Source organism: Nocardiopsis sp. Huas11 (assembly GCF_003634495.1).
Classification (GTDB): Bacteria; Actinomycetota; Actinomycetes; order Streptosporangiales; family Streptosporangiaceae; genus Nocardiopsis.
The window spans coordinates 7087150-7112585 of the sequence record NZ_RBKY01000001.1; the positions used below are offsets into that span (position 1 = coordinate 7087150).

The window sequence follows — 25436 nt, forward strand, 5'->3', positions numbered from 1 at the left end:
CCGGGTCACAGGACACGCCCGGGCCGGCCGCGGTCGGCCAGCGCGGCGAACCGGAACGTGTTCACCGGGTGGCTGGAGAGCAGGTTGACCAGCAGGACGAAGAACCCGGTGTCGGTCCTGGCGCGCTCGGCGACGGCGTCGAAGTCGACGGCGGTGTAGAGGTACTTGCCCGCCACGAACATCCGCAGCCCCTGCGCGCCCTCGGGACAGAAAAGGTGGGCGTGGTTGTCGGCGGTGTACTCCTGCGCCCGCCCGAGCGTGCTGCCCACACCGGGGATGACGTTGGCCACGGAGATGCCGAAGTGCCGCAGGAACGACGTGTGCCCGGCGGCGATGTGGCCGACCTCGTGCCCGATGACGAACCGCAGCGCGTCCGGGTCGGCGAGGCGCCCGCCGACCTCGAACAGGTCGCTGTTGATGGCCACGTACCGGCGGCTGCCGTGCCCCGAGGCGAAGGCGTTGAGCACACCGTTGCCCAGGACGACGTAGGCCTCGGGCACGCGCCGCATGTTGAACACCGCCGCCGCGTCGGCGACCATCCGGTACGCCTCGGGGAACTGGTCCTCGGTGATGCGCACCCCGTTGATCCGCTGGCGCGCGAAGAGCTGCCCGCGCACGAAGTACACGAGCGCGGGGATGCTCAACAGCAGCAGCGGCTCGCCCGGCTCACCGGCGTAGGCGCGGCTGACCGCGCCGATGACCGCGAGCCAGGTGACGGCCACGCACATGGCCAGGAGCCTGTTCTCCAGCGGATGGCGCAGCTCCCGCCCCAGATGGGGATCACCCCAGCGCCGGGTGATGATCCCCATCCGGGGTCACAGGCGGTACTCGGAGTCGGGCAGGTCGTCGTCGGGTCCGGGCGGGGGCGCCTGGTGGGCGTCGCCCCGCGGCGGCGGTCCGCCGTACGCCGGGCCCGAGGGCTGCCCGTGCGGCGGGCCCTGCGGGGGCGGCCCCTGCGGGGACGCGCCCTGCGGGTCGTCGTCCAGAAAGGCGGCCATGTCCGCCGAGAGCGTGGACTCCTCGGCCTTCTCGCTGCGCCACTCCTCGCGCAGTTCCTCGTCCTGGGCCCCGATGACGGCGTCCATGTCGGCGTCGTGGGTGGACTTGGCCGCGTCCTCCTGACCCGGCTCGGGCCAGGAGGAGGCCAGGAACGCGCTGTCGTAGGCGTCGTTGGCCTCCTGCGGCGCGCCGCTCTCGGCGGGCGGCGCGTAGGCCTCGCCCATCGGCGGACCGTAGGAGTGCGCGGGCCGGTCGTAGGAGTCGGCGGGCGGGGCCTCTCCGGGCCGGGGGCCGTAGCCGCCCTGGTCAGCGGACGGGGAGCCGAAGGGGTTCGCCGGAGCGGCGTCGCCCGGCGGCGGGCCGAAGGACTCGGCCGGCGCGGACGGCTCCGCGGGCGGCGGACCGTAGGGATCGGTCGAGGAACGCGGACCCTCCGGGGGCGGGCCGTAGGAGTCCTCCGGCACGCTCACGGGCTCGCCGACCGGCGGCGGTGCGTCGTGGACGGGGAAGGGGTCCCCGGCCGGCTCCTGCCCGCCGTCGAAGGCCTGCCCCTGGTAGGCGCCGCCCGCGGGGGCCGCGCCCTGCGCCGGCGCGGACCGCTCACTGCCCAGGTAGGACAGCGCGGCCACGGTGATGGCGGCGAGTCCGGCGCGCAGCGTGGGCTCGCGGGAGGGCGCGAAGAACGGCGAGTGGTTGCTGGGGACGTTGCCCATCTTCTCGTAGGGGGTGTCGCCCGGGGCGGCCTCCCACACGTCGTGCGGGGTGGCGCCCACGAACCAGAACACGTAGGGGATGGGCTGGGGATCGGCGGGCAGGCCGAAGCAGCTGAAGTCCTCCGTGCCCGGGAAGGGGTCGGGCAGGTGGATGACGTAGTCGTCACCGAAGTAGGCGTGGTGGGCGGCGGCGACCTCGGCGGTGCTGGTGGGGTCGTTGACCGTGATGCCCGCGCCCTCGAAGCGTTCGATCTCGGGTTCGCGGGTGGCCCCGGAGGCCGCGGCCTCCGCGCGCACGATGCGCTCGATGGCCGATTCGAGCTGCCGGGCGACGTTGTCGTTGAGGGCCCGGGTGTTGACCTCGAGGTAGGCCTCGTCCGGGATGATGTTCGCCTTGGTCCCGGCGTGGATGCGGCCGACCGTGAGGACGGCCATCTCGCTCGGGCTGATCTCGCGCGAGACCACGCCCTGCAGGCGCGTGACGATGTGCGCGGCGACGAGCACCGGGTCGATGGTGGTGTGCGGCTGGGAGGCGTGGCCGCCCTCGCCGAAGATGCGGACCCGGTAGGAGTCGGCGGCGCCGAGGATGACACCGGCCCGGTGGGAGATGAGTCCCGCGGGCTGTGGGCCCAGGTGCTGGCCGAGGATGACGTCGGGGCGGCCGAAGCGCTCGTAGAGCCCGTCGTCGAGCATCGCCTGCGCGCCGTCGAGGGTCTCCTCCGCGGGTTGGGCGACGACCATGACGGTGCCCGCCCACTCGCTGCGGGTCTCCGACAGCAGGTCGGCGGCGCCCACCAGGCACGCGGTGTGGGCGTCATGGCCGCACGCGTGCATGACGGGGACCTCTTTGCCCTCGTCGTCGGTCGCGTGCGCCGTGCTGGCGTAGGGCAGACCGGTCCGCTCCTCCACGGGGAGCGCGTCCATGTCGGCGCGCAGCATCACCGTGGGGCCGGGGCCGTTGCGCAGGACACCGACCACGCCGGTGCCGCCGACCCCCTTGTGGACCTCGTAGCCCGTGCGGGTCAGCCATTCGGCGACGCCGCTGGCGGTGCGATGTTCGGAGTGGGACAGCTCCGGGTTCTTGTGCAGGTCGACATAGAACCCCTCGACGAGCGGGAAGATCTCGTCGAGGAGTCGCATGACCACACTGCCGTGCTGGGCTGCACGGTTGGGGTCCACCGCGTGCGGCACGGTTTCCACCGCCTTCTTCGTTCTCGACTGGGCGAACGCCTGCGCGACGTCTCGGCCTGGGTGCAGCCTATCGGCGCGGCCGTCGCCGCCCCACACTGCCATGGTCACCCAAGGCGCACGCGACCGCACCCATGAGTTACGATCCCCTGATAGTCGGCGCCCGGCGGGAGGGTGAGCGACGCCACACGTTTTCTCCGGATTCGGGGAAACCCCTGGCGTGCGCCGCCATGTCTCAGTAAGGTAACGACGCACGAGTCGAATCATCCGACCTTCGGTGACCCTCTCCCGGACCCAGCCGCTACGCGGCGCCGACCAGCGTCCCGACATCCCCCGTCGGCCGCGGCCCCGTCCACTCGGCCGCGAGCCCAGCGCACACCGTCATACCGCACCCGTCGTCTCGGAGACCGTTCGTGGCCTCATCAACCGTCAGTTCAGCGTCCCACCAACCAGGGTCGGGGCCGTCCCCGGCCGCCCTGCCCACCGCTCCCGGGGGCTCGGCGCCGGCGAACAGGCCCGGACGCGACGCGCGGCTCGACAACGCCAAGTTCATCCTGATCGCGCTGGTCGTCGTGGGCCACGCGGTCGAGCCGCTGCGCGACTACGGGCCCGCCAGTGCCCTCTACTACTGGATCTACTTCTTCCACATGCCCGCGTTCATCATGATCAGCGGCTACCTCTCGCGGTCCTTCGACGCCTCGTCGCGCCGTGTGGAGAAGCTGGTCGTGTCGCTGGCGGTGCCCTACCTCGTCTTCTGGACCATCCACCAGCTCATCTACGGCGTCGAGCGCGGCGGCCTGCCCGAATCACTGTCGGTGCTCAAGCCCACCTGGACCCTGTGGTTCCTGGTGGCCCTGTTCATGTGGCGGCTGAGCGTGCCCGTGTGGCAGCGGCTCCGCTGGCCGGTGGCCATCGCGGTGCTCATCTCGGTGTTCGCCTCCACGACCGACCTCGGCGGCGGCACCCTGGCGCTGGGCCGCGTGCTCAGCTTCCTGCCCTTCTTCGTCCTGGGCCTGAGCCTGCGGCGCGAGCACTTCGCCCACCTCGACCGGCTCTGGGTGCGGGTCATGTCCGTGGGCGTGCTCGTGGCGACCGCCGTGCTCGCGGTCCCCATCTCCGACCGCCTGAGCCGGGACTGGCTGTTCTGGCGGGACAGCCTCACCGACCGGGACATCGACCCGATCATGCCCAGCATGGGCATCCGGCTGCTGTTCATGGCCCTGGCGCTGGCGATGACCATCGCCGTGCTCGCCCTCACTCCCAAGCGCGAGATGTGGTTCACCTCGCTGGGGGCCTACACGCTCTACGTCTACCTCGGCCATTCCGTGGCCCTGATCCTGCTCAAGGCCTCTCCCTGGTACGAGGTGGTGGGCGGGCCCGCCGGCCTGGCGGCCACGTTCGCCCTCAGCCTGGGCCTCACGCTGTTCCTGTGCACCCCCTGGGCCCGCGCGTGCCTGCAGTGGGCGGTGGAACCGCGGCTGAGGTGGCTCCTGCGGGACGACGCCCCGGCCCGCGCGGCCGGCGCGAAGCCCGTGGCCGAGAAGGCCTGACCCCGGCCGGACCGGGTCGCGGACACCGTTCCGCGCACACGCCGTCCCGCGCACAGGAAGGCCCCCGGGACCCGTGAGGGTCGCGGGGGCCTTCCTGTGCGCGGGATCAGCTCTCGCCGGCGGCCCGGGGGGCGGTGGAGGACCACTCCCGGCGGCGGGCCTCGAAGCGCCGCGACTCCTGCCACAGGCGCACCACCAGGACGACCTCGAAGAAGGCCAGGGCCAGGCAGGACAGCACCGCGACGGGGATGATGAGGCTGTTGAGCGGGGTGAAGAAGGAGACCAGCACGGTGACCGGGGCGACCACGCACACGAACATCTCGAACTCGATGCCGCTGAACAGGTGCGGCCGCACCCGGTGCCGGAGCAGGAACGCGCGCACGCGCGCGTAGAGGGACCCGTGCTCCCCCGCCGCGGAACGCGCCGGGGAGTCGCTGTCCGTCTCCTCGTTCTCGGGGTCGTCGTCACCGCCGGCCGCCGCGCGGATCTGCGCCTCGTCGCCCGAGGCCGCCGCCAGCATCTGCCGCATCGACTTGCGCGTCTTGGCGACCTGCGCGCCGTTGAGGTAGCGCAGCAGGTCGAAGAAGACCACGGCCGGCGCCACGAGCAGGTAGGCGACGTTCCCCGTGGCCGCCCACTGGCCGATGAGCAGCGCCATCAGGCAGCCGAAGAAGCGGATCCGGTCGAAGACGAAGTCCACCCAGGCCCCGAACACCGATCCGTTGCCCTTGAGCCGGGCGATCTTGCCGTCCATGCAGTCGAGCACGAAGCTCAGGTGGAACAGCAGGCCGCCCAGGACGAGCCACGCCCAGGCCGCGGGGACCTGCCAGCCCGGCAGCGCGAAGCACACGGCGGAGGCCAGCCCGAGCACGCCGGCGCCCAGCGTCAGCTGGTTCGGCGTGATGTCGGTGCGGTTCGCGGTCCAGACCACGAGCCGACCCGCGAGCGGATCGACGAGGAAGACCGTCCACCAGGCGTCCCTGGGCTTGTAGGTCTCTTCCTTGACTTGCGCGAACGTGAAACGCGACATGCGTGATCTCCAGGGGTGACCGTCCCCCTACGCCACCGACCGATCGCGCTCAGGCACCGATGGTGGGAACGGGAAGGGGACGGGTAGGCGGGAACCGAGTCATCATGCCAGATGGTGGGTCGTCCGACCTAATCGATGAAGGCATACTTGACTGGTAAGAGGGGGATCAACAGGCGGCCGCGTGCGGGAGCAGCGGATGGTCCACCCCCTTCGGTCTCGACCGAGGTAGAGGCATTGCGCTTTCTCAACGACCAGGTCCCGCAGCAGGACCTCACCTACAGCGACGTGTTCATGGTCCCGGGCCGCAGCGCCGTGGGGTCGCGCCTGAGCGTCGACCTGTCGTCGCCGGACGGCACGGGCACCACCATCCCGCTGGTCGTGGCGAACATGACCGCGGTCGCCGGACGCCGGATGGCCGAGACGGTCGCCCGGCGCGGCGGCATCACCGTCATCCCGCAGGACATCCCCTTCGAGGTGGTGGCCGATGTCGTCGCCTGGACCAAGCGGCGCCACCTGGTCTATGACACCGCGATCACGCTCAACCCGGCCAGCACGGTCGGTGAGGCGCTCAACCTGCTGCCCAAGCGGGCGCACAACGCCGTGATCGTGATCGACGACGCCCGCCGTCCGCTCGGCGTGGTCACCGAGGCCGACTGCGCCGGCGTCGACCGCTTCGCGCAGTTGCGCGACGTGATGTCCACCGAGCTGCTCACCATCCCGGACGGCACCGAGCCGCAGGAGGCGTTCGGGATACTGCACGACTTCCGGCACCGCCTGGCCCCGGTGGTGGACGCCGAGGGCGCCCTGGTGGGCGTGCTGACGCGCACCGGCGCGCTGCGCTCCACCCTGTACACGCCCGCGGTGGACGACGGTGACCGGCTGCGGATCGCGGCGGCCGTCGGCATCAACGGCGACGTGGCGGGCAAGGCCGCCGAGCTGCTGGACGCCGGTGTGGACACGCTCGTGATCGACACCGCGCACGGCCACCAGGAGAAGATGATCGCCGCGGTCGCCAAGGTGCGCGGGCTCGCGCCGAACGTGCCGATCGTGGCGGGCAACATCGTCACCGCCCAGGGCACCCGCGACCTCGTCGAGGCGGGCGCCGACATCGTCAAGGTCGGCGTCGGCCCGGGCGCGATGTGCACCACGCGGATGATGACGGCCGTGGGCCGCCCGCAGTTCTCCGCGGTCCTGGAGTGCGCCGAGGCCGCGCACGAGCTGGGCGCCCACGTGTGGGCCGACGGCGGCGTGCGCCACCCGCGCGACGTCGCCCTGGCGCTGGCCGCGGGCGCGTCCAACGTCATGGTGGGCTCCTGGTTCGCCGGGACCTACGAGTCGCCGGGCGACGTCATGCGCGACGCCCAGGGCCACCAGTACAAGGAGAGCTTCGGCATGGCGTCGGCCCGCGCGGTGCGGCTGCGCACGGCCGACGACACTCCGTTCGAGCGGGCCCGCAAGGCGCTGTTCGAGGAGGGCATCTCCACGGGACGCATGTACCTGGACCCCGAGCGGCCCAGCGTGGAGGACCTGATCGACCAGATCATCGCCGGTGTGCGCAGCTCGATGACCTACGCGGGCGCCACGTCGCTGGCGGAGTTCCGCGAGCGCGCGGTCGTGGGCGTGCAGAGCGCCGCGGGCTACAACGAGGGGCGTCCGGTTCCCACCAGCTGGTAGCCGTGTTCTCCGGCGCCCTGGTTCTTTTGGCGCCCTCGCAAGCTCGGCCGCGGGCTCGGGGCGCCCGCGCCCCGAGCACCCCCAGGGGAACCGTAGGACCGCACCCGCGGCCTACACCCCCTGGGGCACAGGCTCACTTCCTACGAATCCTGGGGATGGGAGTCGTCTCGGGCGGCGAGGACGGCTTTGCGGTGCTCGCCGCACAGGCGGTCGGCGTGCCGGACCGGTTCGGGGACCCGGTACCGGGGTGAGAGGCGCAGGACGAGGTCCGCGGCGCCCTCCAGGTCCACGCGGTGGCCCACGGACACGTAGACCGGCTTGACCCCGGCACGGGTGCGCAGCACCCGGCCGATGACCTCCGCGCCCTCCGCGGCCAGGGCGGCGGAGTCCGCCACCACCTCCGAGCGCCCCGCGACCATCGGCGTCCACGAGCCGCGCTCGTCGCCGGGCTCGGAGTGCTTTCCGTAGAGCACGGACTTGGCCGATCCCACCACCGGCAGGTCCAGCAGTACGCCCAGGTGGCAGGCGACGCCGAACCGCCGCGGGTGGGCCAGGCCGAACCCGTCGCACAGGTAGACGTCCGGCGTGACCGAGAGCCGTCCCAGCGCCTCCAGGACGGGCGGCGACTCCCGGAAGGCGAACAGCCCGGAGATGTAGGGGAAGGTGGGCTCCGCCGAGATGACGGCGGAGTCCACGACCTCCATCGTCCGCACGTCCAGCACCACGGCCGCCGCCGCCAGGGCCGAGTCGTCCCTGGCGTAGCTGACGTCCAGCCCGGCGACGTAGCGCACGGCGTCGGCGTCCAGCGGCTCCTCGCGCACCCGTCCGGCCATCTCCCGCTGCAGCGCGGTGGCCTGCTTCGGGTCCCGCGGCCACAGCTCCGGGTCGTGCAGGACCCGCCCGACGCGATCGGCGATCTCCGACATCCCGTTTCCCTTCGTCAGTCACGGCCACTCCGGTCCTCATCCTCGTCTACCCGACCCAGCTCGCGAGCGCGTAAAGAGCCAGGCAGCTCCGCGCGCGGTGCGTTGTGCCCGAGCACACAGTCGCCAACGCTCGGGGCAGGGGCGTGCGCGAGTACTGTGGACGCGTTGCTTTTGAACTGACTGGTCAGTTCAAAAATGGAGGGAGGCCATCAGGATGCGTCGGGCCACCGGAGCTCGTGTCCACGCCGAGGACGTCACACTCGGCACGCGCGAGGGCACCGTCTACTCGGATGTGGGGTTCACCGCGCGGCCGGGGACGCTCACCGTCTTCCAGGCCGACTCCGGCGGCGGGCGCAGCGCCCTGCTGTTGACGCTGACCGGGCGGATGAAGCCGTCCTCGGGCACCCTGCACGTCGACGGCTTCCGGTTGCCCGCGCAGGCGCGCAAGGTCCGGCGGATCAGCGCGCTCGGCCTGATGGGGGGCGTCAACGACCTCGACGACCGGCTCCGGGTCCGCGAGCACCTCGCCGAGGGCCTGCTGCTGCGGATGCGCCCGGCCCCGCGCGGCACCACGGACGAGGCCATGGCCGCCGCCGGACTGACCGACCTGGACCGCTCCACGCTCGTCAAGGACCTGCCCATGCTGGAACGGCGCCGCTTCGGCACCGCTCTGGCCCTGGTCAACGAACCCCGGCTGCTGGCGGTCGACGACGTCGACGCCGGCCTGTGCCGCGAGCACCAGGCCCGGATGTGGCGCACCCTGCGCGACCTCGCCGCGGACGGGCTCACCGTCATCGCCACCTGCGCCGACCCCACCGCCCTGGTCGAGGGGTCCGACCCCGCCGACCGCGACCTGCAGGGCCCCTTCCCCCTCCGCCAGGGAACCGAGGAACGGGAAGCGGCCGACCCCTCCCCCGCCCCCGCCCCCGCCCCCGAGACGCAGCGGGGCAGGCACGCGGCCCCGAAGTCCATCGGCATCGACGAACTCCTCCACCACCGGACCGAAGGGAACCCGACCAGTGGCCAGGCGTAGACTCCCCCGCGCCGAGCGCGCGAGGCCGGACCAGGGCACAGCGGCGAGCGCCCCGCGCGTGCGCCCCTTCGCGGTGGCCCGCCTCGGGCTGCTCACCATGCGGTCCTTCCTCCGCTCGCCGCTGCCGACCGCGGCGCTGGCGGCGCTGCTGATCATCCCCCTGCTCTACTCCGGCATGTACCTGTGGTCCTTCTGGGACCCCTTCGGCCGGATGGAGCACCTGCCCATCGCCCTGGTCAACGAGGACGAGCCGGTCGAGGTGGAGGGCCGCGAGGTCGCCGCGGGCGACGAACTCGCCGAGACCCTCCTGGACGGCGGCGACCTGGACTGGCGGCCCGTCGGCGCCGACGAGGCCGCCCGGGGCGTGGCCGACGGCACGTACTACGTGTCGCTGACCATCCCCTCGCGGTTCAGCGAGAACCTGACCTCGCCCTCGCGCGACCGGGAGGAACCCGTCCCGGCCATGCTCGTGGCCAACTACAACGACTCCAACAGCTACATCGTCCGGTCCCTGGCCGGAGCCGCGTTCAAGGAGGTCCGCGACGCCGCCGCCGAGTCGGCGGTCACCGACTACCTCGACGAGATCTTCCTCGGCTTCAACGAGATCCACGGCTCCACCGAGGAGGCCGCCGAGGGCGCCGGCGATCTGGCCGGGGGCGCCTACTCCGCGGAGGAGGGGTCCGGCGAGCTGTCCACCGGGATCGACTCGGCGCACACCGGCGCGGGTTCGCTCAGCAGCGGCCTGGGCGAGCTCTACAGCGGTTCGCGCGAGCTGGCCACCGGCGCCACGACGGCCTCCGACGAGGTCTCCACCCAGGTCGAGAAGCTGGACCGGCTGGCCGACGAGTGGCTCCCCCAGCTGGAGGAGGACCTGCCCGGCCTCCAGGAGCGCGCACGCACGGTGTCCCGGATCGCGGGAGACCTGTCCACCGCCCTGGACGAGCTGCCCGAGGAGATCGACACCTCGGAGCTGTCCGCGGTGGACCAGCGCCTGACGGAGTACCTGGAGGACCACCCCGACCTGGAGACCGAGGAGCCCGAGCTGCACACGCTGCTCACCGACGTCCAGGGCGCGCTGGACGTCGGCCTCACCACCGCGGAGTACGTCAACGACAACCGCGAGGACATCCGGACGGCCTCCGCGGAGGCCGCGGAGTTGAGCACGGACGCCGCGAACCTGGCCGAGGACCTGCCCGACATGGTCGACAGGGCCGAGGGAGCACGCGACCAGGTCGACGAACTGGCCGAGGGGCTGGAGGAGATCGCCTCGGGCGCGCGTACGCTGCGCGACGGGCTCAGTGACGCCTCCGACGGCGCCGACGACCTCGACGAGGGGCTGGGCGAGCTCAGCGGCGGCGCGGGCGACCTGCACGAGGGCCTGGGCGACCTGTCCGCGGGGTCGGACGAGCTCGCCGACGGGCTGGCCGAAGGGGTCGAGGAGATCCCCACCTACTCCGACGAGGGCCGGACCACGGCGGCCGACATGATGAGCCGGCCGGTCCGCCTGGACACCGAGGTCGACAACGAGTCGCCCAACTACGGGACCGGGTTCGCGCCGTTCTTCGTCCCGCTGTCGCTGTGGGTCGGGGCCATGGTCGTGTTCATGGTCCTGCCCGCCCTGTCCTCCCGCGCCCTGGCCTCGACCGCCGCCTCCTGGCGGGTGGCGCTGGCCGGACGCGTCGTGCCCCTGCTGCTGGGCGCGGGCCAGGTCGCGGTGATGCTGACGGCGCTGCACCTGCTGCTGGGGCTCCAGGCGCGGCAATGGCCGCTGATGATCGCGTTCCTGCTGCTGACCTCCGCCGCCTTCACCGCCACCGTGCAGTTCCTGAACGTGCGGTTCAACGCGGCCGGACGGGTGATCGCGCTGGCCCTGCTGGTGCTGCAGCTGACCTCGGCCGGGGGCACCTACCCGATCGAGACCAGCCCCGGGTTCTTCCAGGCGATCGGACCGTACCTGCCGCTGCACTGGGCCGTCACGGCGATGCGCCACCTGATCGGCGGCGGCGACATGGTCCTGGTCTGGCAGGCCTTCGGGGTGATGTCGCTGTGGCTGGTGATCCCTCTGCTTCTCACGTGGAGGGCCGTCGACCGCAAGCGGACCTGGACCATGAGCGCCCTCTACCCCGCGCTGAAGCTCTGACGGCGCTCGGCGGCACCGGTCGGCCGACCGCGCCCGGGTAGCGTGGGACCAGGGCGCCCGGCATGGAACGGAGCGCGGACCCCGCGCCGTCGAACCGCCGTGCCCCACGGACCGGCCGTCGGCCGGTGACGAGTCCGAGGAAGGAGACGGACGCGCCCGCCCCGAGGGACGGGATCGCGTGTCCAACCCCCAGATGAGTGTGCGCACCCCGAGCGGTGACCGCCCGATCAGCAGACGCCGCGAGGCCACGCGGCAGCGCCTGTTCGAGGCGGCGATCACGCTGATCTCCGAGCAGGGGTACGACGCCACCACCGTCGACGAGATCGCCGAGCGGGCCGGGGTCGCCAAGGGCACCGTCTACTACAACTTCGGCGGCAAGAGCGAGCTGTACACGGCCCTGATGGAGTGGGGCGTCACCCGGCTGGCCCAGACCCTGGCCGAGGCGGTGCCCGCACCCGACGCGGGCGTGGCCCCGCGCGCGGCGCTCGCGGGCGTCCTGCGCGCCGGCGTGGTGTTCATCGGCGCGCACGAGGCGCTGGCCCGGATGCTCATGGCCGAGGCCTGGCGCACCAACCGCTCCTGGTACACGGCGGTCCACCAGATCCGCACCGAGGCGATCGGGGTGATCACCGCCCTGTTGGACGACCTCGTGCGCGAGGGACTGGTCCGGCCGGATCTGGACACCGACCTCGCCGGCTCGGCGTTGTTCGGCATGGTGGTGAGTGTGGCGCTGGACTGGCGCACGCTCCAGCCCGAACGCCCGATCGAGGACATCCACGCGACCCTGGCGCACATGGCGGACGGCTTGGTCGGCCCGCCGGCGCCCTAGCTTCCCGCGCACCTGCCGAGAGGACATCCCCCACGATGGTCGAGCTCTACCCCCTGATACCCATCCTCGCGGGCGTCGTCCTGCTGTGGACGGTCACGCGCGAGACCCGGCTCGAACTGCGCCTGGTCCGGCACGGCGTGCGCGCCAAGGGCCGGATCATCGGCTACCACGAGACGTCGACCGCCTCCCGGATGATCGTGCAGTTCCGCACCGAGGACGGCCAGGAGGTCCACGCCGAGCACGAGAGCTCGGGGTGGACCGCGTCCCGGGCGGGCGAGATCGTCACCGTCTCCTACGACCCGGAGGTGCCCGAGCTGGCCCGGATCGTCTCCGGCCCCTGGCTCTCCCGCTACGTGCGGGTGATGTTCGGCGGGCTGGGAGCGCTCCTGGTGGTCATCGGTCTGCTGCTGGGCTACCTGGAGTGGAACTGAGCCCCGCGCCGACGGGCTCGACCGGCGCGGTGTAGCGGACCAGGCGGTCCGGCAGCCCGCCGTCCACCAGCGAGCGGGTCCGGACCCGGACCCCGCACACGAGGTCGGCCAGTCCCGCGCGGTCCGGCCGCACCACCGCCGTGCTGCCGTGGAGGGCGATGACGGCGAGCGCGCCCCAGGCCGGGCCGAGCGCCAGCAGCAGGACGACCGGGGCCTGGAGCAGCAGCGTGCGCACCAGGACGCGCCACCGGTCGGCGGGTCGCGGCGCGGTGGGCGCGGTCAGGGCCAGGTGCACGGCGGCGGCTCCCAGTGTGGCGCGGTCGCGGCGCAGGTGGGGCAGGACCAGGGCGAAGACGGCGGCGCTCGCGACCAGCGCGGCGGCCCGGACCTCGTCGACGGTGGTGGGCCGCACGACGTCGTAGGCGTGCAGGACCGCCACCAGGGCGGCCGTGCCGTACCACCACAGGCCCAGGTCCAGCAGCGCGCCCGTCATCCGGCGGCCGAGGTCGGGGACGAGCCGGTCGGGCAGGGCGGCGGGCCATCCGCGCGCGGGCCCGGTGGGCCACAGCGGGAGGACCCAGCGGGCGATCAGCCAGCCGGTAAGGGTTCCCGCCGCGCCCAGGGCCACGAGCGGCGGCGAGGTGTCGGCGTAGGCGCACGGGTACAGTCCCAGCACTCCGGTGGCGCGCAGGAGGGCGGCGGCCGCGGCGAGGGCAGTGCCGACGACCAGTGTGAGCGCCCAGCCGCGTCGGAAGCGCCAGCGGGCCAGGAAGCCGACCGGGAGGAAGAGCGCGAAGGCCAGGGCCATCGCGCGGACCGTGTCGGCGGGGGCGGCCCAGGGCAGGGCGGGGCCCGGCCGCGCTCCGGCGACGGAGGGGTCGAGGGCGCAGAGCCCGTCGGCGTTGGCGGGCAGCGGCCACACGGCGTAGAGGACCACGCCCACCCCGGTGACCAGCGCGGCCGTGGTGAGCCGTCCCGGCCAGCCGTGCCGACGCCCGTAGCGGCGGTGCTGGCCGCGCAGGTAGAGCGCGGCGCCGATGACGACGAGCAGGGGCACGGCGGCGACCGCCACCTCGATGGCGGCCTGTCCTCCGCCGAACGGTTGGCCCATCAGTGGGTTGGGGCACGGGTCCCTCGGGGCCGGATCGGCCGCGGCGGGGGAACGCGCCCTCTCTCCTTTCGCAAAGTGGTACCGCGTACCGCCAGATGCGGTGCTCAGGGGGCGGGGCGCGCGGGCGGGGCGCGCGGGCGGGGCGCCCGCGGCGCGCGGACGACCCGAGGGGACCGGCCTCACCCGCGCCGCAACGCTAGTACGCCGTGCCTGGCCACGGGGTCCGAACGGCGAATTGCGACCCCTCCGCCCACTCCTGCGACGCGAATCTCGCCATACCCCCTTTGACTCTTATGACGTTTGTCCTATTCTGCAGTGGCCCTACCTCGTGAGTAATCACCTGATGACTGGACATATCTGCCCAACGTGGCAGACTGCCCCAGCACGCGGAACTCACGCCCCTCCCGTGCGAAGCGCCGACCCACGGCGCCGAGCGGACGTGCGAGTGGTTACCCTGCGGTAGGTCCGCGTCACCACCCCGCACGCGGACCCGGCCCGAAGACGCGGCCGGCCCGCCCCCCGCGCGGTCGACGCGCCCTCCCCCAGGAACAGAGCGGCCACCCCCGGCCCCGAGAAGAACTCGCGACGCGGATCGACAGGAGAACCGTGCAGGCAGTACCCGAGCGGCGCAAGCGGACGATCACCGCCAGGCTCCGCGCAATGGTCATGATCCCGGTGTCGGCCCTGATCGTCCTGTGGCTGGTCGCCACGGTCGTCCTCGGCGGTGACGCCGTGATCAAGCTGCTGCGCGCCAACGCCACGGACGAACTGGTCACCCCGGCCGCCGTCGGCCTGGTCAACGTCATGCAGGAGCGCTCCCAGACCATCGCCTTCATCGAGAACCCCGAGGACCCGGAGCTCGCGGAGAGCCTGGCGGAGTCCCGCGCCCTCACCGACGAGACGATGGGCGCGGTGATCGACGAGTTCATCGGCTTCGTCGACATCGCTCCGGGCCGCAGCGGCGAGCACATCGAGATGCTCTACGCGATGTACGAGGAGATCGACGGCCTGCGCGCCGAAGTGGACGAGGGCAGTGCCTCCCGGGCCGACATCCTGGACTACTACAACGACCTGATCGTCCACGGCGCCGACGCCTTCGAGAGCATCGCGCGCGACGGCGACCTCGGCGCGGCCACGGACCCCGGCTTCTCCGCGAGCTACATGTTCCGCACGGTCGACATGCTCGCCCGCAGCGACGCCCAGCTCTCCCGTGCCTTCGCCACCGGCGAGCTCAGCCAGGACGACCAGACCGAGTTCACCGAGCTCGTCGGCTCCTATGAGGCCTTCCTGGAGGCGAACGGCGACTACATCGCCGGCGACGGCCTGCAGGAGCGGCTCCAGGCCGTCCTAGAGGGCCCCGAGTACGCCGAGATGGTCCGCCTGCGCCAGGAGATCATCGACCGGCAGATCACGACCGAGACGCAGACCGACCCGATCACCCTGCAGACCAGTACGGTCGAGGACCTGACCATGCCGGTCGACGCCGACGAGTGGTCGGACCCGTACTCGCACGTGCTGAGCGAGTTCACCGACATCGGCGCCGAGGAGTCCCTGCACTCCGCGGCGGTCGTGCGCGCGAGCTCCCATCAGGCCCTGCTGATCGCCGTGGTGAGCAGCCTCGGCGTCGCCGCGGTCACCGTGTTCGCCTTCCTGCTGGCCAACCGCTCCGCCCGCCTGCTCACCGGCCGCCTGCTGGACCTGCGCGACGGCGCCACCGACCTGGCCGAGACGCGGCTGCCCGCGCTGATGCGCAGGCTGCACGCGGGCGACACGGTCGACACCTGCACCGCCGTCCCCCAGCTGACCGCCACCGACGACGAGATCGGCGACGTGGCCCGGGCGTTCAACACCGCCCAGCGCGCCGCCGTCGACGAGGCGGTCCAGCAGACGGAGCTGCGCCAGGGCGTCAACCGCGTGTTCCTCAACATCGCCCACCGCAGCCAGACGCTGGTCCACCGCCAGCTGCGGCTGCTGGACAAGATGGAGCGCGAGCAGGAGGACCCCGAGCAGCTGGCCCAGCTCTTCAAGCTCGACCACCTCGCCACGCGCTCGCGCCGCAACGCCGAGAACCTGCTGATCCTCGGCGGCGAGGCGCCGGGCCGCACCTGGCACCGGCCGATGCCGCTCATCGACGTCCTGCGCGGAGCCATCTCCGAGTCCGGCGACTACACCCGCGTCAAGCGCGAGCGGATCGCCCGGGTGCACCTGAACGGCCCCGCCGTCGCCGACGTCATCCACCTGGTCGCCGAGCTGGTCGACAACGCCGCGATGTTCTCCCCGCCGCACACCCAGGTCCGGCTGAGCAGCGACGACGTGCCCAACGGCGTGACGATCGAGATCGAGGACCGCGGTCTGGGCATGACGGAGAGCGAGTTCGAGTCGGCCAACGCGCTGCTGGCCGACCCGCCCGAGTTCGACGTGATGCGCCTCAACGAGAAGATGCGCCTGGGACTGTTCGTGGTCTCGCACCTGGCGCACAGGCACGGCATCCAGGTCCACCTGCGCCAGTCCCCGTACGGCGGTGTGCAGGCGATCGTGCTGCTGCCGCACAGCCTGGTCTCGGGCGAGCGCCGGCCGCTCCCCGGCCAGGACGGTGACGAGGACATCTGGGAGGTCCGGGAGATCGTCGACCGCTCACGGGGCGCCATCGAGGCCCCCCAGGCCGACGGCGCCGACGCGAACGGCACCAAGCCGGTGCTGACCTCGGTGGCCCCGCCGACCGACGTCACCGACGAGACCGAGACCACCAACGGGGCCGGGAGCACCACGAGCGGCCCGTCCTCCCCGTCCACCGGTCTGGCGTCGCTGTTCGCGCCCGCGCCCGCGCCGGCCGACGTCCTGGACGGCGCCGCGGCGGACGACCGGGACGACTCGCGCGACGACACGTCCGGGGCCGTGGCGGAGGACACCTCCGACCAGGACGGCACCGGCGGCGTGAATGGCACAGGCGGCGTGAACGGCACAGGCCCGCTCCCCCGCCGCGTTCCCGCGGCGGGGGGCGACACGGCCCCGTCCGGCGCGGACGCCCGGACACCGCTCCCCACCCGCCGCCCGGCGACCGGCACGGCGACGGCGGCCCCGGACCCCGCGGCCGACCCGACGCCGACGATGGTCGAGGCCGGCGGCGGGCGTCCGCCGCTGCCCAAGCGCCGACCGCAGGAGAACCTGGCTCCGCAGCTGGCGGCCGACACGGGCGGTGACGTCCTGGGCGGCCCGGCCACCGGCGGCGCCACCGCCGGCGACCCCACCGTCTCCTCGGACCGCCTGGCCCGCCTGCGTCAGAACATGTCCGCCTTCCAGAAGGGCACCGACCGAGGACGGCGCGAGAGCAAACAGCAGACCGACGACACCGACAAGGACGCGTAACAGTGACGAGCACCCCCGACAGCACCGAGCGCGGCACCAAGACCAAGGACATCGACTGGCTGCTCGACGAACTGCTCGAACGAGCGGTCGGCTCGCGGCACGCCATCGTGCTCTCCGCCGACGGTCTGCTGATCGGCCGCTCCCGCGGCCTGGTCAAGGAGGACGCCGAGCACCTGTCCGCGGTGGCCTCGGCGTTCCAGAGCCTGGCGCGGGGCACCGGTCGGCACTTCGGCGGCGGCGAGGTCCTGCAGACGGTCGTCGAGATGGAGAGCGCCTACCTGTTCGTCACGGGCGCCGGGCGCGGCGCGTGCCTGGCCGTCCTGGCCGAGGAGAGCGCCGACGTCGGTCTCATCGCCTACGAGATGAACGTCCTGGTCGAACAGGTCGGACGGTACCTGGACGCCGCACCCAGGCACGAGGGCGCGACCGGGCAATCCACGCGATAGGGGACGGTTATGCCAGCCAACCACGAGCAACGACCGGCGGACGGGGCGCCGCCACCCGCGGGGGCCGAGGAAGCGGGTCCCCTCGTCCGCCCGTACGTGATCGCCCAGGGCCGCGACCACGCCGACAGCGTCAAGCTCGACATGATCAGTGTGGTCATCGCCGCCAAGCGGGCGGAGATCGACGAGATGGCGCTCGAACCCGAACAGCTCCGCATCCTGGAGCTGTGCCGGCGCCCCCTGTCGGTGGCCGAGGTGTCCGCGCACCTGGACATCCCGGTCGCCGTCGTCAAGGTCCTGCTGAGCGACCTCCTCAACCGCGGCCTGGCCCTGGCCCGCGCACCCTACACGGCAAAGAGCCCGGTCAGCCGGGACGTACTCCAGGCGGTTCTCGATGGCATCCAGCGACTCTGACGACACCCAGGCCCCGGTCCCGTCGGCGCTCAAGATCCTGGTGGCGGGCGGTTTCGGCGCCGGTAAGACCACGATGGTCGCATCGGTGAGCGAGATCGCGCCGCTCAGCACCGAGGAGGTGATGACCGAGGCCAGCTACGGCATCGACGACCTGTCCGGTGTGGAGGCCAAGACGACCACCACGGTGGCGCTCGACTTCGGCCGCATCACCATCAACGACAGCCTCGTCCTGTACCTGTTCGGCACGCCCGGGCAGGAGCGGTTCTGGTTCATGTGGGACGAACTCTCCGAGGGCGCGCTGGGCGCGATCGTCCTCGCCGACACCCGCCGGCTGGAGACCTGCTTCGCCGCGGTCGACTTCTTCGAGCGGCGCGGCGTGCCCTTCGTGGTGGCGGTCAACTGTTTCGAGGGCGCCCACGCCTACGAGCCGTCGGAGGTGCGCGACGCCCTCAGCCTGGACCCGGGCATCCCCGTGGTCCTGTGCGACGCACGGGAGCGCCAGTCCTCCAAGGAGGTCCTGTTGACGCTGGTCAACCGGGTGGCGGAGCGCATGGCCGCCTGACGCGTGTCCTCGCGGCCCCGCGCCGCGCTCGCCCGGCCGTCACCGCGCCGCGCTCGTGCCCGCCCGGTCGGCACCCCGGAGGGACCCCGGAACTCTTGTACACACGGGGCTTCCAGGTAAAGTTCGGGCCGTGAATCGTTCCACCACAGGACGATCGCGGCGCAGACCACCGTCCGACCGGGCGGGGCCACGAGGGTGACGGGAGTTCTCCATGAAGCGGTTCGAGTGGCGTGACCGGGTGGCGGCCATGGACGCCGAGGCCGAGTGCAGGGAGATCGTCCTCATCCTGGGCAGCCACGAGTTCCCGTGGGACTTCGAGCAGGCGCTGGGGCTGGCGCTCTACCGCACCTACGCCGTTCCCAGCATCGGCGGCCTGCTCGGGGAGACCGACGAGTTCACGGGCAGCACGCAGAAGCGCTACGACGACACCGCGCTGATCCTGGGGAACATGGTCCAGCACGGGTTCGAGCCCGGCCCCGGGCGGGACGCCCTGCGGCGGATGAACCAGATGCACCGCTCCTACGACATCGGCAACGACGACTACCGGTACGTGCTGAGCACCTTCGTGGTGATGCCGGTGCGCTGGCTCAACGACTACGGGTACGGGTGGCGGCGCCTGAGCGAGCACGAGATCGCCGCGATCACCCACTACTACCGCCGCCTGGGCCGCTACATGGGGATCAAGGACGTCCCCGAGACCTACGCGGAGTTCCGGGACCTCATGGACGGCTACGAGCGCGAGCACTTCGCCTACAGCGAGGGCGGGCGGCGGGTCTCGGACTCCACCCTCGACCTGATGGTGTCGTTCTATCCGCCGCGCCTGTCCGGGGCCGCCCGCAGGTTCTCCATGGCCATCCTCGACGACTCGCTCATCGAGACCTTCCGCTACGAGCCGCCGAGCAGGGCCTGGCGCCGGGCCGCCGACCTCGCGCTGAAGCTGCGCGCCAAGGTGGTCCGCCGGATGAAGCCGCGCGAGGAGCCGCTGTGGGCGGAGAACAACCCGAACATCCGCAGCTACCCGACCGGCTACGACGTCAACCGGATCGGCACGTTCCCGGCGGGCTGCCCGGTCGCGCACGACGTCGACCCGGTCGGCAACGAGGAGCTGGACCGCCAGGGGGCCGGTTCCAAGGAGTGAGCCCCCGGACCCCGGGCGCCCTGGTCAGCGGCCCAGGCGGCGCCACAGGGGGCGCGGCATGAGCCGCATCCCCGCGAACACCGGCCGCAGGACGCGCGGCGCCCACACGGTGGTGGCGCCCGACCGCAGTCCGGCCGCCACGGCGGCGGCGACCTGGCCGGGGGTGGCCGGGAACGGTGCGGGCTCCACGTGCGCCGACATCCGCGTCGGCACGTAGCCGGGCCGCACCACGAGGACGCGGGCGCCCGAGCCGTGCAGGGAGTCGGCCAGGCCTTGGGCGAAGCCGTCCAGGCCCGCCTTGGCCGACCCGTAGACGAAGTTGAACCGGCGGACGCGCACTCCGGCCACGGACGAGACCACCACCAGGGCGCCGTGGCCCTGTTCGCGCAACCGGGCGGCGACGGCCAGGCCCGCCGAGACGTGCCCCGTGTAGTTCACCGCGGCGGCGCGCGCGGCCGAGGCCGGGTCGGCCTCGTAGTCCGCCTGCTCGCCCAGCACCCCGAACGAGTCGACCACCACGTCCAGGTCGCCCACGAGGTCGACGGCCGCCCGCACCGTCGCGGTGTGGGTGTCTGGGTCCGTCGCGTCGAACTCCAGCGAGTGCACGGTCGCGCCCAGGGCGGTCAGGACGCTGGGCGTCGACGTTCCGCCGCGCGCCGCCAGCACGACCTCCCTCGCGCCGTCGCGGACGAGCCGTTCGACGACGGCCAGGCCGATCTCGCTGCGGCCGCCCAGCAGCAGCACGGTCCGTACCGAGCCCACGGAGTCACGCATGGAGGTCCCTTCGGAAGTGTCGGTGGCGACCCGGGCGGTCGCCCGCGTCGGCCGTCGGTCGGCGCTCACACGAGCCGCAGGCGCCGTGCCAGGTCCGAGACCAGGACCCCGGCCGGATCGGCCTTGTCCCGGACCTCACGCCAGGCGGGCAGGTCCGGGTACATGGCGTGCACGGTCTCGGCCCGCGCGCGGCCGTCCTTGGCCAGGTACAGGCGCCCGCCCGCGGCGAGCACGCGCTCGTCGAACCCGTCGAACAGACCGGCGAGCCCGGGCAGCGCCGCGGGCAGGTCCATGGCCAGCGACCATCCCGGGCGCGGGAAGGAGAGCGGCCCCGGCGTCGGCTCGCCCATCCGTTTGAGGACGGCGAGGAAGGACGGCGTGCCCGCGCGGGACAGCTCCCGGGCGATCCCGGTGAGCACGTCCTCGGCGCCGAACGGCACGACGAACTGGTACTGGACGAAGCCGTGCCGGCCGTACATCCGGTTCCAGCCCCGGACCGCGTCGAGCGGGTGGAAGAACGAGGGCAGCGGCTGCGGCTCACCGCGTCTGCGCTCGGGCGCGCCGTGGAAGCGGGCGGCGTTGAACGCCCCCGCCGTCCAGCGGTTGAGCAGGCCCGGCGGGGCCCAGGGCGGCGCGGTCAGCCGGGGGGACGGGCTCAGCCGCAGCGGGTCGGCGCGCAGCGCCCGGGGCAGGTCCGCGGGCAGGGCGTGGTGGGCCCGGGTGAGCACGCCCCGGCCCAGGGCCCGTCCGCGGGCGAGCAGGTCCAGCCAGCAGACGGAGTAGTGGGCGTCCTCGCGCGACATCAGGTCCAGCGTGGCGTCGAGGTCGCCGGTGCGGTCGGTGTCCACGCGCATGTACGCGGTCCGCACCGGGCGGACCGCCACGGTCGCGGCGGTGACCACGCCGGTGAGGCCCATGCCGCCGACCGTCGCCCAGAAGAGGTCGGACTCCTCGCCGTCGGGGGTGAGCGGGCGGCGGCGACCGTCGGGGGTGAGCAGGGTGAGGGAGCGCACGTGCGCCCCGAAGGAGGAGTCGCGGTGGTGGTTCTTGCCGTGCACGTCCGCGGCGATCGCCCCGCCCAGCGTGACGTACCCGGTGCCGGGCATCACGGGCAGGACGTACCCGCGGCGCAGCAGGTGGGCGGCCAGGCGGCCCAGGGCGGTGCCCGCGGGGGCGGTGACGGTGCCGCGCCCGGCGTCGAGCCGTGGGGGCCCGGTCAGGTCGCGGCAGTCCAGGACGAGTCCGCCGGCGGCCTGCGCGGCGTCGCCGTAGGACCGGCCGAGCCCGCGCGGCAGGGCGCCGCGCGGTCCGGCCTGGGCCAGGGCGTCGGCCACCTGCGCGACGGTGCGCGGACGGACCACGTGGGCGGCGGTGGGCGCGGTGCGCCCCCACCCGGTGAGCAGCGTCGGACGAGTCAAAGGTAGATCCCCAGTCCGACCAGGGCCACGAGGGCGGCGAGGATCGCCTGGAGCGGCCGGTCGCGCAGCGCGACCTCCTCGGGTTCCTCACCGACGCCCCGGTCGACGAGCAGGTTGTAGCGGAGCACGAACATGATGAAGGGAACGATACTGACCGCGTGGAAGGCGGTGTGCGCCGCCGGTTCCAGGGCCCACACGCAGTAGGTGACGATCATCGCGGCCGAGACCGTGGTGCGGGTCTGGGTGAGGTAGGAGACGGAGTAGCCGCGCAGCGTCTCGCGGGCAGCCAGGGGCGCGGGGGCGGCGGAGCCGTCGGAGGCGGGGTCTCCGGGGGCCGGGGCGGCGGAGGCGGCGTGCGCGGCGCGCAGCTCGGCCTCGCGTTTGCCGACCACCACGAGCAGGGCCGCCAGGGACACCACGATCACGAACCAGGTGGTGAGGGGGACCCCGACGACCACCGCGCCCGCGACCGCGCGCAGGACGTGGCAGGCCGACACCGCGACCAGGTCGCACACGACGACGTCCTTGAGGAAGCGCGTGTAGGCGAGGGTGAGCACGACGTAGCAGGTGAGCACGAGGGTCAGCCCGGGATTGCCGAACAGCAGGGAGGCGGGTGGGACGACGGCGACCAGGACGACGCCCGCCGTCACGGCGACGGGGACGGGCAGCTCGCCCGAGGCCACCGGACGGGCGCGCTTGCGTTCGTGGGCGCGGTCGCGCTCGACGTCCCGGACGTCGTTGAGCAGGTAGGTACCGGCGGCCGCCAGGCAGAAGAGGACGAAGGCCACCGCGCACGCGATCAGGGCCGAGGGCTGGCCGAGGGCGCCTGCGGCCGCCGGGGCGGCGAACACCAGGAGGTTCTTGAGCCACTGGCGGGGGCGGCAGGCGCGCAGCAGGGCCAGGGGCAGGGAGCGGACGGAGGGTGCGCGGCCGTCCCGTCCGGGGCCCGAGAGGCCGGCGGGACGCGCGGGCTCGACCGAAGCGGTGGGGTCCGCGGAACGCGCGGCGGCTCCGGGCTCGACCGGTTCGACGGGACGCGTGGAGTCGACAGGTTCTACGAGCTCGGCGGCACGCGCAGCGGCATCGGCCTCGACGGGGCGCACGGCCCCGACGGGCGCCGCCGCGGTCCCGTGCCGAAGGTCCCTCCGGTGGCCCACTGGTGAGGACATGTCCGCTCCCGTCGTCGTCGCTGCCGGAGACGGCCGCGCCGCCGGTACACCGGGGGTCTGGTGTACCGGCGGCCGGCCGCCGGGGGGAGAGTGCGGTGTCCCCAGGTCGGGTTCCGCGGAAGGTGCTAGTGGGCGCCGCGGCGTCCGGCGATCAGCAGGACGGTCGCGATGGCGATGAGGCCGACACCGATGATGAGCGACCCCACGGGGACGGTGGTGCGCAGCAGGGGCAGCAGCGTCCGGCCCTGTTCGGAGCTCTCGATCTGGCCCTGCACGCTCGCGTCGTTGAAGGTGAGCTCGCCGCTCAGGAGGGTCAGGACCTCTTCGCCCTCGTAGACCACGGCCCGGTGCTGGTCCTCGCTGACCTTGATGGGCGAGCCGGTCACGGCGTCGACCCAGTAGGTGCGCTCGATCGAGAACTGCTCGTCGCCGGTGATGTCGCCGTCGCCCTCCAGGCCCGCCACGGAGCGCGGGATGGTGCGCTCCCCGACGGTGGTCGGCTCGACGGTCTGGACGTAGCGGTAGGTCTCGACGCCCTCGATGTCCTCGACGCCCTGGAACTCCATCGGGACGACTTCCTGGACGGTGGTCTCGAAGAAGTCGTAGTCGCGCTGCTCCGGGAAGAAGGGGAACTTCCACAGGATGCCGGCCTGGGTGGTGGCCTCGTCGTTGATCATGGCGTCGCAGCAGTCGACCGCCTCGCCGGTGACCCGGTCGTGTCCGGCACGGCGGCTGGTCGAGGAGATGGCGAAGTCGGTCTCGGCGTCCTTGATCCAGGTGAACTGGTCCCAGACGACGGTGTCGTCCGTACTGGAGGCCACGTCGGCGCGGATCGTCGAATGCGCTTCCACCCGGGCGTTCTCGACCGCCTCCACGTCCTCGATGTTGAAGTAGTCGACCTCTCCTTCGTTGACGGTTTGACTGTAGTAGTCCAGAGGAGTCTTCATCAGGGAGCTCGACATCCACGTGCGCATCATGGGTGCGAAGGCGAGAAAGAAGACCCCCAGCGCGATGAGAACGACCGCAACGGTACGGCGCATGTGCCCTCCTGGGCGGATGAGAGTCCGGTTCTGGATCTGGAACGGGGTGGATCGGATCGGCGTGAGCGGGGGCGGGTGGAACTAGCTTCAGTTCCGGTAGAGTACTGCCCAGTAGTGAACGACGTCACCAGGGCGTGTCTGAATTTTTATAACACGTTCTAGTGAGACGCGTTTCGACGCGCCCCCGCGCTGGAAGGTCCCATGGAGCGCACCCTCTCCCCGACCGCGGACCGTCTGCTGCCCCAGGTCGACGGACGCCACGAGAGCCTCGACGGCATCCGCGCGGCGGCCGCCCTGATGGTCCTCTTCTTCCATGTCGCCACCGAGACCGGCGACTCCCTGGCCCCCGGTGTCGTGGGCGCCTTCCTGGGCGCCCTCGACGTGGCCGTCCCCCTCTTCTTCGCGCTCTCCGGCGTCCTGCTCTTCCGGCCGTGGGCCCGTGCCGCCCTGGAGGGCGACCGCGGACCGCGCGCGCTGCCCTACCTCTGGCGGCGCGCCGTGCGGGTCCTCCCCGCCTACTGGGTGGTGGCCGTGGCCGCGCTGCTGCTGTACTCCCGCGCCGAGCTGAACCTCCGTCACTGGCTGGAGGTGCTGACGCTGACCTTCCCCTTCGACACCGACCCGCCCTGGCTCGGCACCGGGCCGTACGGCCTGGGGCAGATGTGGAGCCTGTCGGTCGAGGTCAGCTTCTACCTGCTGCTTCCGCTGCTGGCCCTGGCCCTGTCCCTGTGGGCCCGGCGCGGCCCCACCACGGACGTGCGCGGCCGGCGCCTGCTCATCGGCCTGGCCGCCATGGCGGTGCTGTCCTTCGCCGCCCTGGTGCCGCAGTTCTATCCGGAGTCGCGCGAGTACATGCACGCGTGGCTGCCCCGGGCGCTGGGCCTGTTCGCGGCCGGCATGGCCCTGGTCGTCCTGTCGGAATGGGCCCATCGCGAGCCCGGCCCGGACGGGCCCGTACGGCGCGTGTGCCGGACGATCGCCGCCTCCCCGGGAGTCTGCTGGCTCGTCGCGGGCGCGTTCCTGGCGATCAAGGCCACACCGGCCTCCGGCAGCCGCTTCATCGGCGCCGGGGACATCTGGAGTTCGGCGGTGGACTCCGCGACCGGCATCGGCTTCGCGTTCTTCGTCCTGGCCCCGGCCGCTCTCGCGCCGCGTCCCACGGCCGCCCCGCTCCCCCTGCGCCAGGCCGAGGCCTGGACCGGCGGACGGTGGCTGGACTCGCTGCTGCGCCACCGGACGGTCCAGTTCCTCGCGCGGATCTCCTACGGGGTGTTCCTGTGGCAGTTCGTGGTGCTCTACCTGTGGCGCGACTTCACCGGGCAGGACATCTTCACGGGTTCCTTCCTCCTGGACACGGTCCCGGTGACCGCCGGCACGATCCTGTTGGCCATGGCCACCCACCGGTGGGTGGAGGAGCCCACCCGGCGGTGGTCGCGGCACCACGGACCCGGCTCCACGCCCAAGCGGGCGGCCGGCGCGAGCGGCTGA

Annotated in this window: 21 protein-coding genes; 12 read left to right on the plus strand and 9 right to left on the minus strand. The window is 72.7% G+C overall.

What is annotated here, in order from left to right; genetic code table 11:
• Positions 1 to 5: 5 nt before the first annotated feature.
• Complete coding sequence (locus DFP74_RS31695; RefSeq protein ID WP_121187546.1) at positions 6 to 809, minus strand: M48 family metallopeptidase; 804 nt, start codon at positions 807 to 809, stop codon at positions 6 to 8.
• 6 nt (positions 810 to 815) lie between these two features.
• On the minus strand, positions 816 to 2912 hold the full coding sequence (locus DFP74_RS31700; protein WP_121187548.1) for an amidohydrolase: 2097 nt from the start codon (positions 2910 to 2912) through the stop codon (positions 816 to 818).
• Between the two features lie 401 nt (positions 2913 to 3313).
• Here DFP74_RS31700 and DFP74_RS31705 point away from each other — a divergent pair, with 401 nt between their 5' ends.
• On the plus strand, positions 3314 to 4450 hold the full coding sequence (locus DFP74_RS31705; protein WP_121187550.1) for an acyltransferase family protein: 1137 nt from the start codon (positions 3314 to 3316) through the stop codon (positions 4448 to 4450).
• Positions 4451 to 4556: 106 nt separating this feature from the next.
• Here DFP74_RS31705 and DFP74_RS31710 read toward each other — a convergent pair whose 3' ends face one another.
• The gene (locus DFP74_RS31710) at positions 4557 to 5480 is read right to left on the minus strand and encodes a CDP-alcohol phosphatidyltransferase family protein (RefSeq protein ID WP_121187552.1); all 924 of its coding nucleotides are present in this window, start codon (positions 5478 to 5480) and stop codon (positions 4557 to 4559) included.
• 234 nt (positions 5481 to 5714) lie between these two features.
• Here DFP74_RS31710 and DFP74_RS31715 point away from each other — a divergent pair, with 234 nt between their 5' ends.
• Entirely contained in the window at positions 5715 to 7154 is a 1440-nt protein-coding gene (locus tag DFP74_RS31715) for a GuaB1 family IMP dehydrogenase-related protein (RefSeq protein WP_121187554.1), read from the plus strand.
• 140 nt (positions 7155 to 7294) lie between these two features.
• Here DFP74_RS31715 and DFP74_RS31720 read toward each other — a convergent pair whose 3' ends face one another.
• Positions 7295 to 8080, minus strand: coding sequence for an endonuclease V (locus tag DFP74_RS31720; RefSeq protein ID WP_121187556.1), 786 nt, complete (start codon positions 8078 to 8080; stop codon positions 7295 to 7297).
• Between the two features lie 214 nt (positions 8081 to 8294).
• Here DFP74_RS31720 and DFP74_RS31725 point away from each other — a divergent pair, with 214 nt between their 5' ends.
• The 4 genes from DFP74_RS31725 to DFP74_RS31740 all read left to right on the plus strand — a co-directional run bounded on the left by DFP74_RS31725 (position 8295) and on the right by DFP74_RS31740 (position 12513).
• Complete coding sequence (locus DFP74_RS31725) at positions 8295 to 9113, plus strand: ATP-binding cassette domain-containing protein (protein WP_121187558.1); 819 nt, start codon at positions 8295 to 8297, stop codon at positions 9111 to 9113.
• 97 nt (positions 9114 to 9210) lie between these two features.
• Positions 9211 to 11253: a YhgE/Pip domain-containing protein gene (locus tag DFP74_RS31730; protein WP_121188647.1), complete on the plus strand. Its 2043-nt coding sequence runs from the start codon at positions 9211 to 9213 to the stop codon at positions 11251 to 11253.
• Positions 11254 to 11446: 193 nt separating this feature from the next.
• A complete protein-coding gene (locus DFP74_RS31735; RefSeq protein ID WP_121188648.1) occupies positions 11447 to 12082 on the plus strand; it encodes a TetR/AcrR family transcriptional regulator in 636 nt (211 codons plus the stop codon).
• Between the two features lie 35 nt (positions 12083 to 12117).
• The gene (locus tag DFP74_RS31740; RefSeq protein WP_121187560.1) at positions 12118 to 12513 is read left to right on the plus strand and encodes a DUF3592 domain-containing protein; all 396 of its coding nucleotides are present in this window, start codon (positions 12118 to 12120) and stop codon (positions 12511 to 12513) included.
• Here the strand turns inward: DFP74_RS31740 and DFP74_RS31745 are convergent.
• A complete protein-coding gene (locus DFP74_RS31745; protein WP_121187562.1) occupies positions 12476 to 13624 on the minus strand; it encodes an antibiotic resistance protein VanZ in 1149 nt (382 codons plus the stop codon). The two genes, DFP74_RS31740 and DFP74_RS31745, sit on opposite strands and share 38 nt — an antisense overlap.
• A gap of 606 nt (positions 13625 to 14230) precedes the next feature.
• Here DFP74_RS31745 and DFP74_RS31750 point away from each other — a divergent pair.
• The 5 genes from DFP74_RS31750 to DFP74_RS31770 all read left to right on the plus strand — a co-directional run bounded on the left by DFP74_RS31750 (position 14231) and on the right by DFP74_RS31770 (position 19547).
• The gene (locus DFP74_RS31750; protein WP_255499676.1) at positions 14231 to 16990 is read left to right on the plus strand and encodes a nitrate- and nitrite sensing domain-containing protein; all 2760 of its coding nucleotides are present in this window, start codon (positions 14231 to 14233) and stop codon (positions 16988 to 16990) included.
• 2 nt (positions 16991 to 16992) lie between these two features.
• Positions 16993 to 17436, plus strand: a complete 444-nt coding sequence (locus DFP74_RS31755) for a roadblock/LC7 domain-containing protein (RefSeq protein ID WP_121187566.1) — start codon at positions 16993 to 16995, stop codon at positions 17434 to 17436.
• Between the two features lie 9 nt (positions 17437 to 17445).
• Positions 17446 to 17847: a DUF742 domain-containing protein gene (locus tag DFP74_RS31760; RefSeq protein WP_121187568.1), complete on the plus strand. Its 402-nt coding sequence runs from the start codon at positions 17446 to 17448 to the stop codon at positions 17845 to 17847.
• The gene (locus tag DFP74_RS31765; protein ID WP_121187570.1) at positions 17828 to 18409 is read left to right on the plus strand and encodes an ATP/GTP-binding protein; all 582 of its coding nucleotides are present in this window, start codon (positions 17828 to 17830) and stop codon (positions 18407 to 18409) included. The genes DFP74_RS31760 and DFP74_RS31765 overlap by 20 nt, the downstream gene beginning before the upstream one ends.
• A 211-nt stretch (positions 18410 to 18620) precedes the next feature.
• Positions 18621 to 19547, plus strand: coding sequence for an oxygenase MpaB family protein (locus DFP74_RS31770; RefSeq protein ID WP_121187572.1), 927 nt, complete (start codon positions 18621 to 18623; stop codon positions 19545 to 19547).
• Positions 19548 to 19571: 24 nt separating this feature from the next.
• On the opposite strand, the gene DFP74_RS31775 is transcribed toward DFP74_RS31770, so the two are convergent.
• The 4 genes from DFP74_RS31775 to DFP74_RS31790 all read right to left on the minus strand — a co-directional run bounded on the left by DFP74_RS31775 (position 19572) and on the right by DFP74_RS31790 (position 23948).
• A complete protein-coding gene (locus DFP74_RS31775; RefSeq protein WP_121188649.1) occupies positions 19572 to 20321 on the minus strand; it encodes an SDR family NAD(P)-dependent oxidoreductase in 750 nt (249 codons plus the stop codon).
• A gap of 65 nt (positions 20322 to 20386) precedes the next feature.
• Positions 20387 to 21739 carry an FAD-binding oxidoreductase gene (locus DFP74_RS31780; protein WP_121187574.1) on the minus strand — a complete coding sequence of 451 codons (1353 nt, stop codon included), beginning with the start codon at positions 21737 to 21739 and terminating at the stop codon, positions 20387 to 20389.
• A complete protein-coding gene (locus tag DFP74_RS31785; RefSeq protein ID WP_121187576.1) occupies positions 21736 to 22908 on the minus strand; it encodes a decaprenyl-phosphate phosphoribosyltransferase in 1173 nt (390 codons plus the stop codon). The genes DFP74_RS31780 and DFP74_RS31785 overlap by 4 nt, the downstream gene beginning before the upstream one ends.
• Positions 22909 to 23033: 125 nt before the next feature.
• Positions 23034 to 23948: a DUF3068 domain-containing protein gene (locus DFP74_RS31790; protein WP_121187578.1), complete on the minus strand. Its 915-nt coding sequence runs from the start codon at positions 23946 to 23948 to the stop codon at positions 23034 to 23036.
• 201 nt (positions 23949 to 24149) lie between these two features.
• On the opposite strand from DFP74_RS31790, the gene DFP74_RS31795 reads away from it, so the two are divergent.
• Positions 24150 to 25436 carry an acyltransferase gene (locus DFP74_RS31795; RefSeq protein ID WP_121187580.1) on the plus strand — a complete coding sequence of 429 codons (1287 nt, stop codon included), beginning with the start codon at positions 24150 to 24152 and terminating at the stop codon, positions 25434 to 25436.

Bases quoted from the DNA above. Each gene is read 5' to 3' on its own strand.
- DFP74_RS31695 (WP_121187546.1), bottom strand. From the start codon at position 809: ATGGGGATCATCACCCGGCGCTGGGGTGATCCCCATCTGGGGCGGGAG.
- DFP74_RS31710 (WP_121187552.1), bottom strand. From the start codon at position 5,480: ATGTCGCGTTTCACGTTCGCGCAAGTCAAGGAAGAGACCTACAAGCCC.
- DFP74_RS31720 (WP_121187556.1), bottom strand. From the start codon at position 8,080: ATGTCGGAGATCGCCGATCGCGTCGGGCGGGTCCTGCACGACCCGGAG.
- DFP74_RS31725 (WP_121187558.1), top strand. From the start codon at position 8,295: ATGCGTCGGGCCACCGGAGCTCGTGTCCACGCCGAGGACGTCACACTC.
- DFP74_RS31730 (WP_121188647.1), top strand. From the start codon at position 9,211: ATGCGGTCCTTCCTCCGCTCGCCGCTGCCGACCGCGGCGCTGGCGGCG.
- DFP74_RS31735 (WP_121188648.1), top strand. From the start codon at position 11,447: ATGAGTGTGCGCACCCCGAGCGGTGACCGCCCGATCAGCAGACGCCGC.
- DFP74_RS31740 (WP_121187560.1), top strand. From the start codon at position 12,118: ATGGTCGAGCTCTACCCCCTGATACCCATCCTCGCGGGCGTCGTCCTG.
- DFP74_RS31745 (WP_121187562.1), bottom strand. From the start codon at position 13,624: ATGGGCCAACCGTTCGGCGGAGGACAGGCCGCCATCGAGGTGGCGGTC.
- DFP74_RS31760 (WP_121187568.1), top strand. From the start codon at position 17,446: ATGCCAGCCAACCACGAGCAACGACCGGCGGACGGGGCGCCGCCACCC.
- DFP74_RS31765 (WP_121187570.1), top strand. From the start codon at position 17,828: ATGGCATCCAGCGACTCTGACGACACCCAGGCCCCGGTCCCGTCGGCG.
- DFP74_RS31770 (WP_121187572.1), top strand. From the start codon at position 18,621: ATGAAGCGGTTCGAGTGGCGTGACCGGGTGGCGGCCATGGACGCCGAG.
- DFP74_RS31775 (WP_121188649.1), bottom strand. From the start codon at position 20,321: ATGCGTGACTCCGTGGGCTCGGTACGGACCGTGCTGCTGCTGGGCGGC.
- DFP74_RS31785 (WP_121187576.1), bottom strand. From the start codon at position 22,908: ATGTCCTCACCAGTGGGCCACCGGAGGGACCTTCGGCACGGGACCGCG.
- DFP74_RS31790 (WP_121187578.1), bottom strand. From the start codon at position 23,948: ATGCGCCGTACCGTTGCGGTCGTTCTCATCGCGCTGGGGGTCTTCTTT.
- DFP74_RS31795 (WP_121187580.1), top strand. From the start codon at position 24,150: ATGGAGCGCACCCTCTCCCCGACCGCGGACCGTCTGCTGCCCCAGGTC.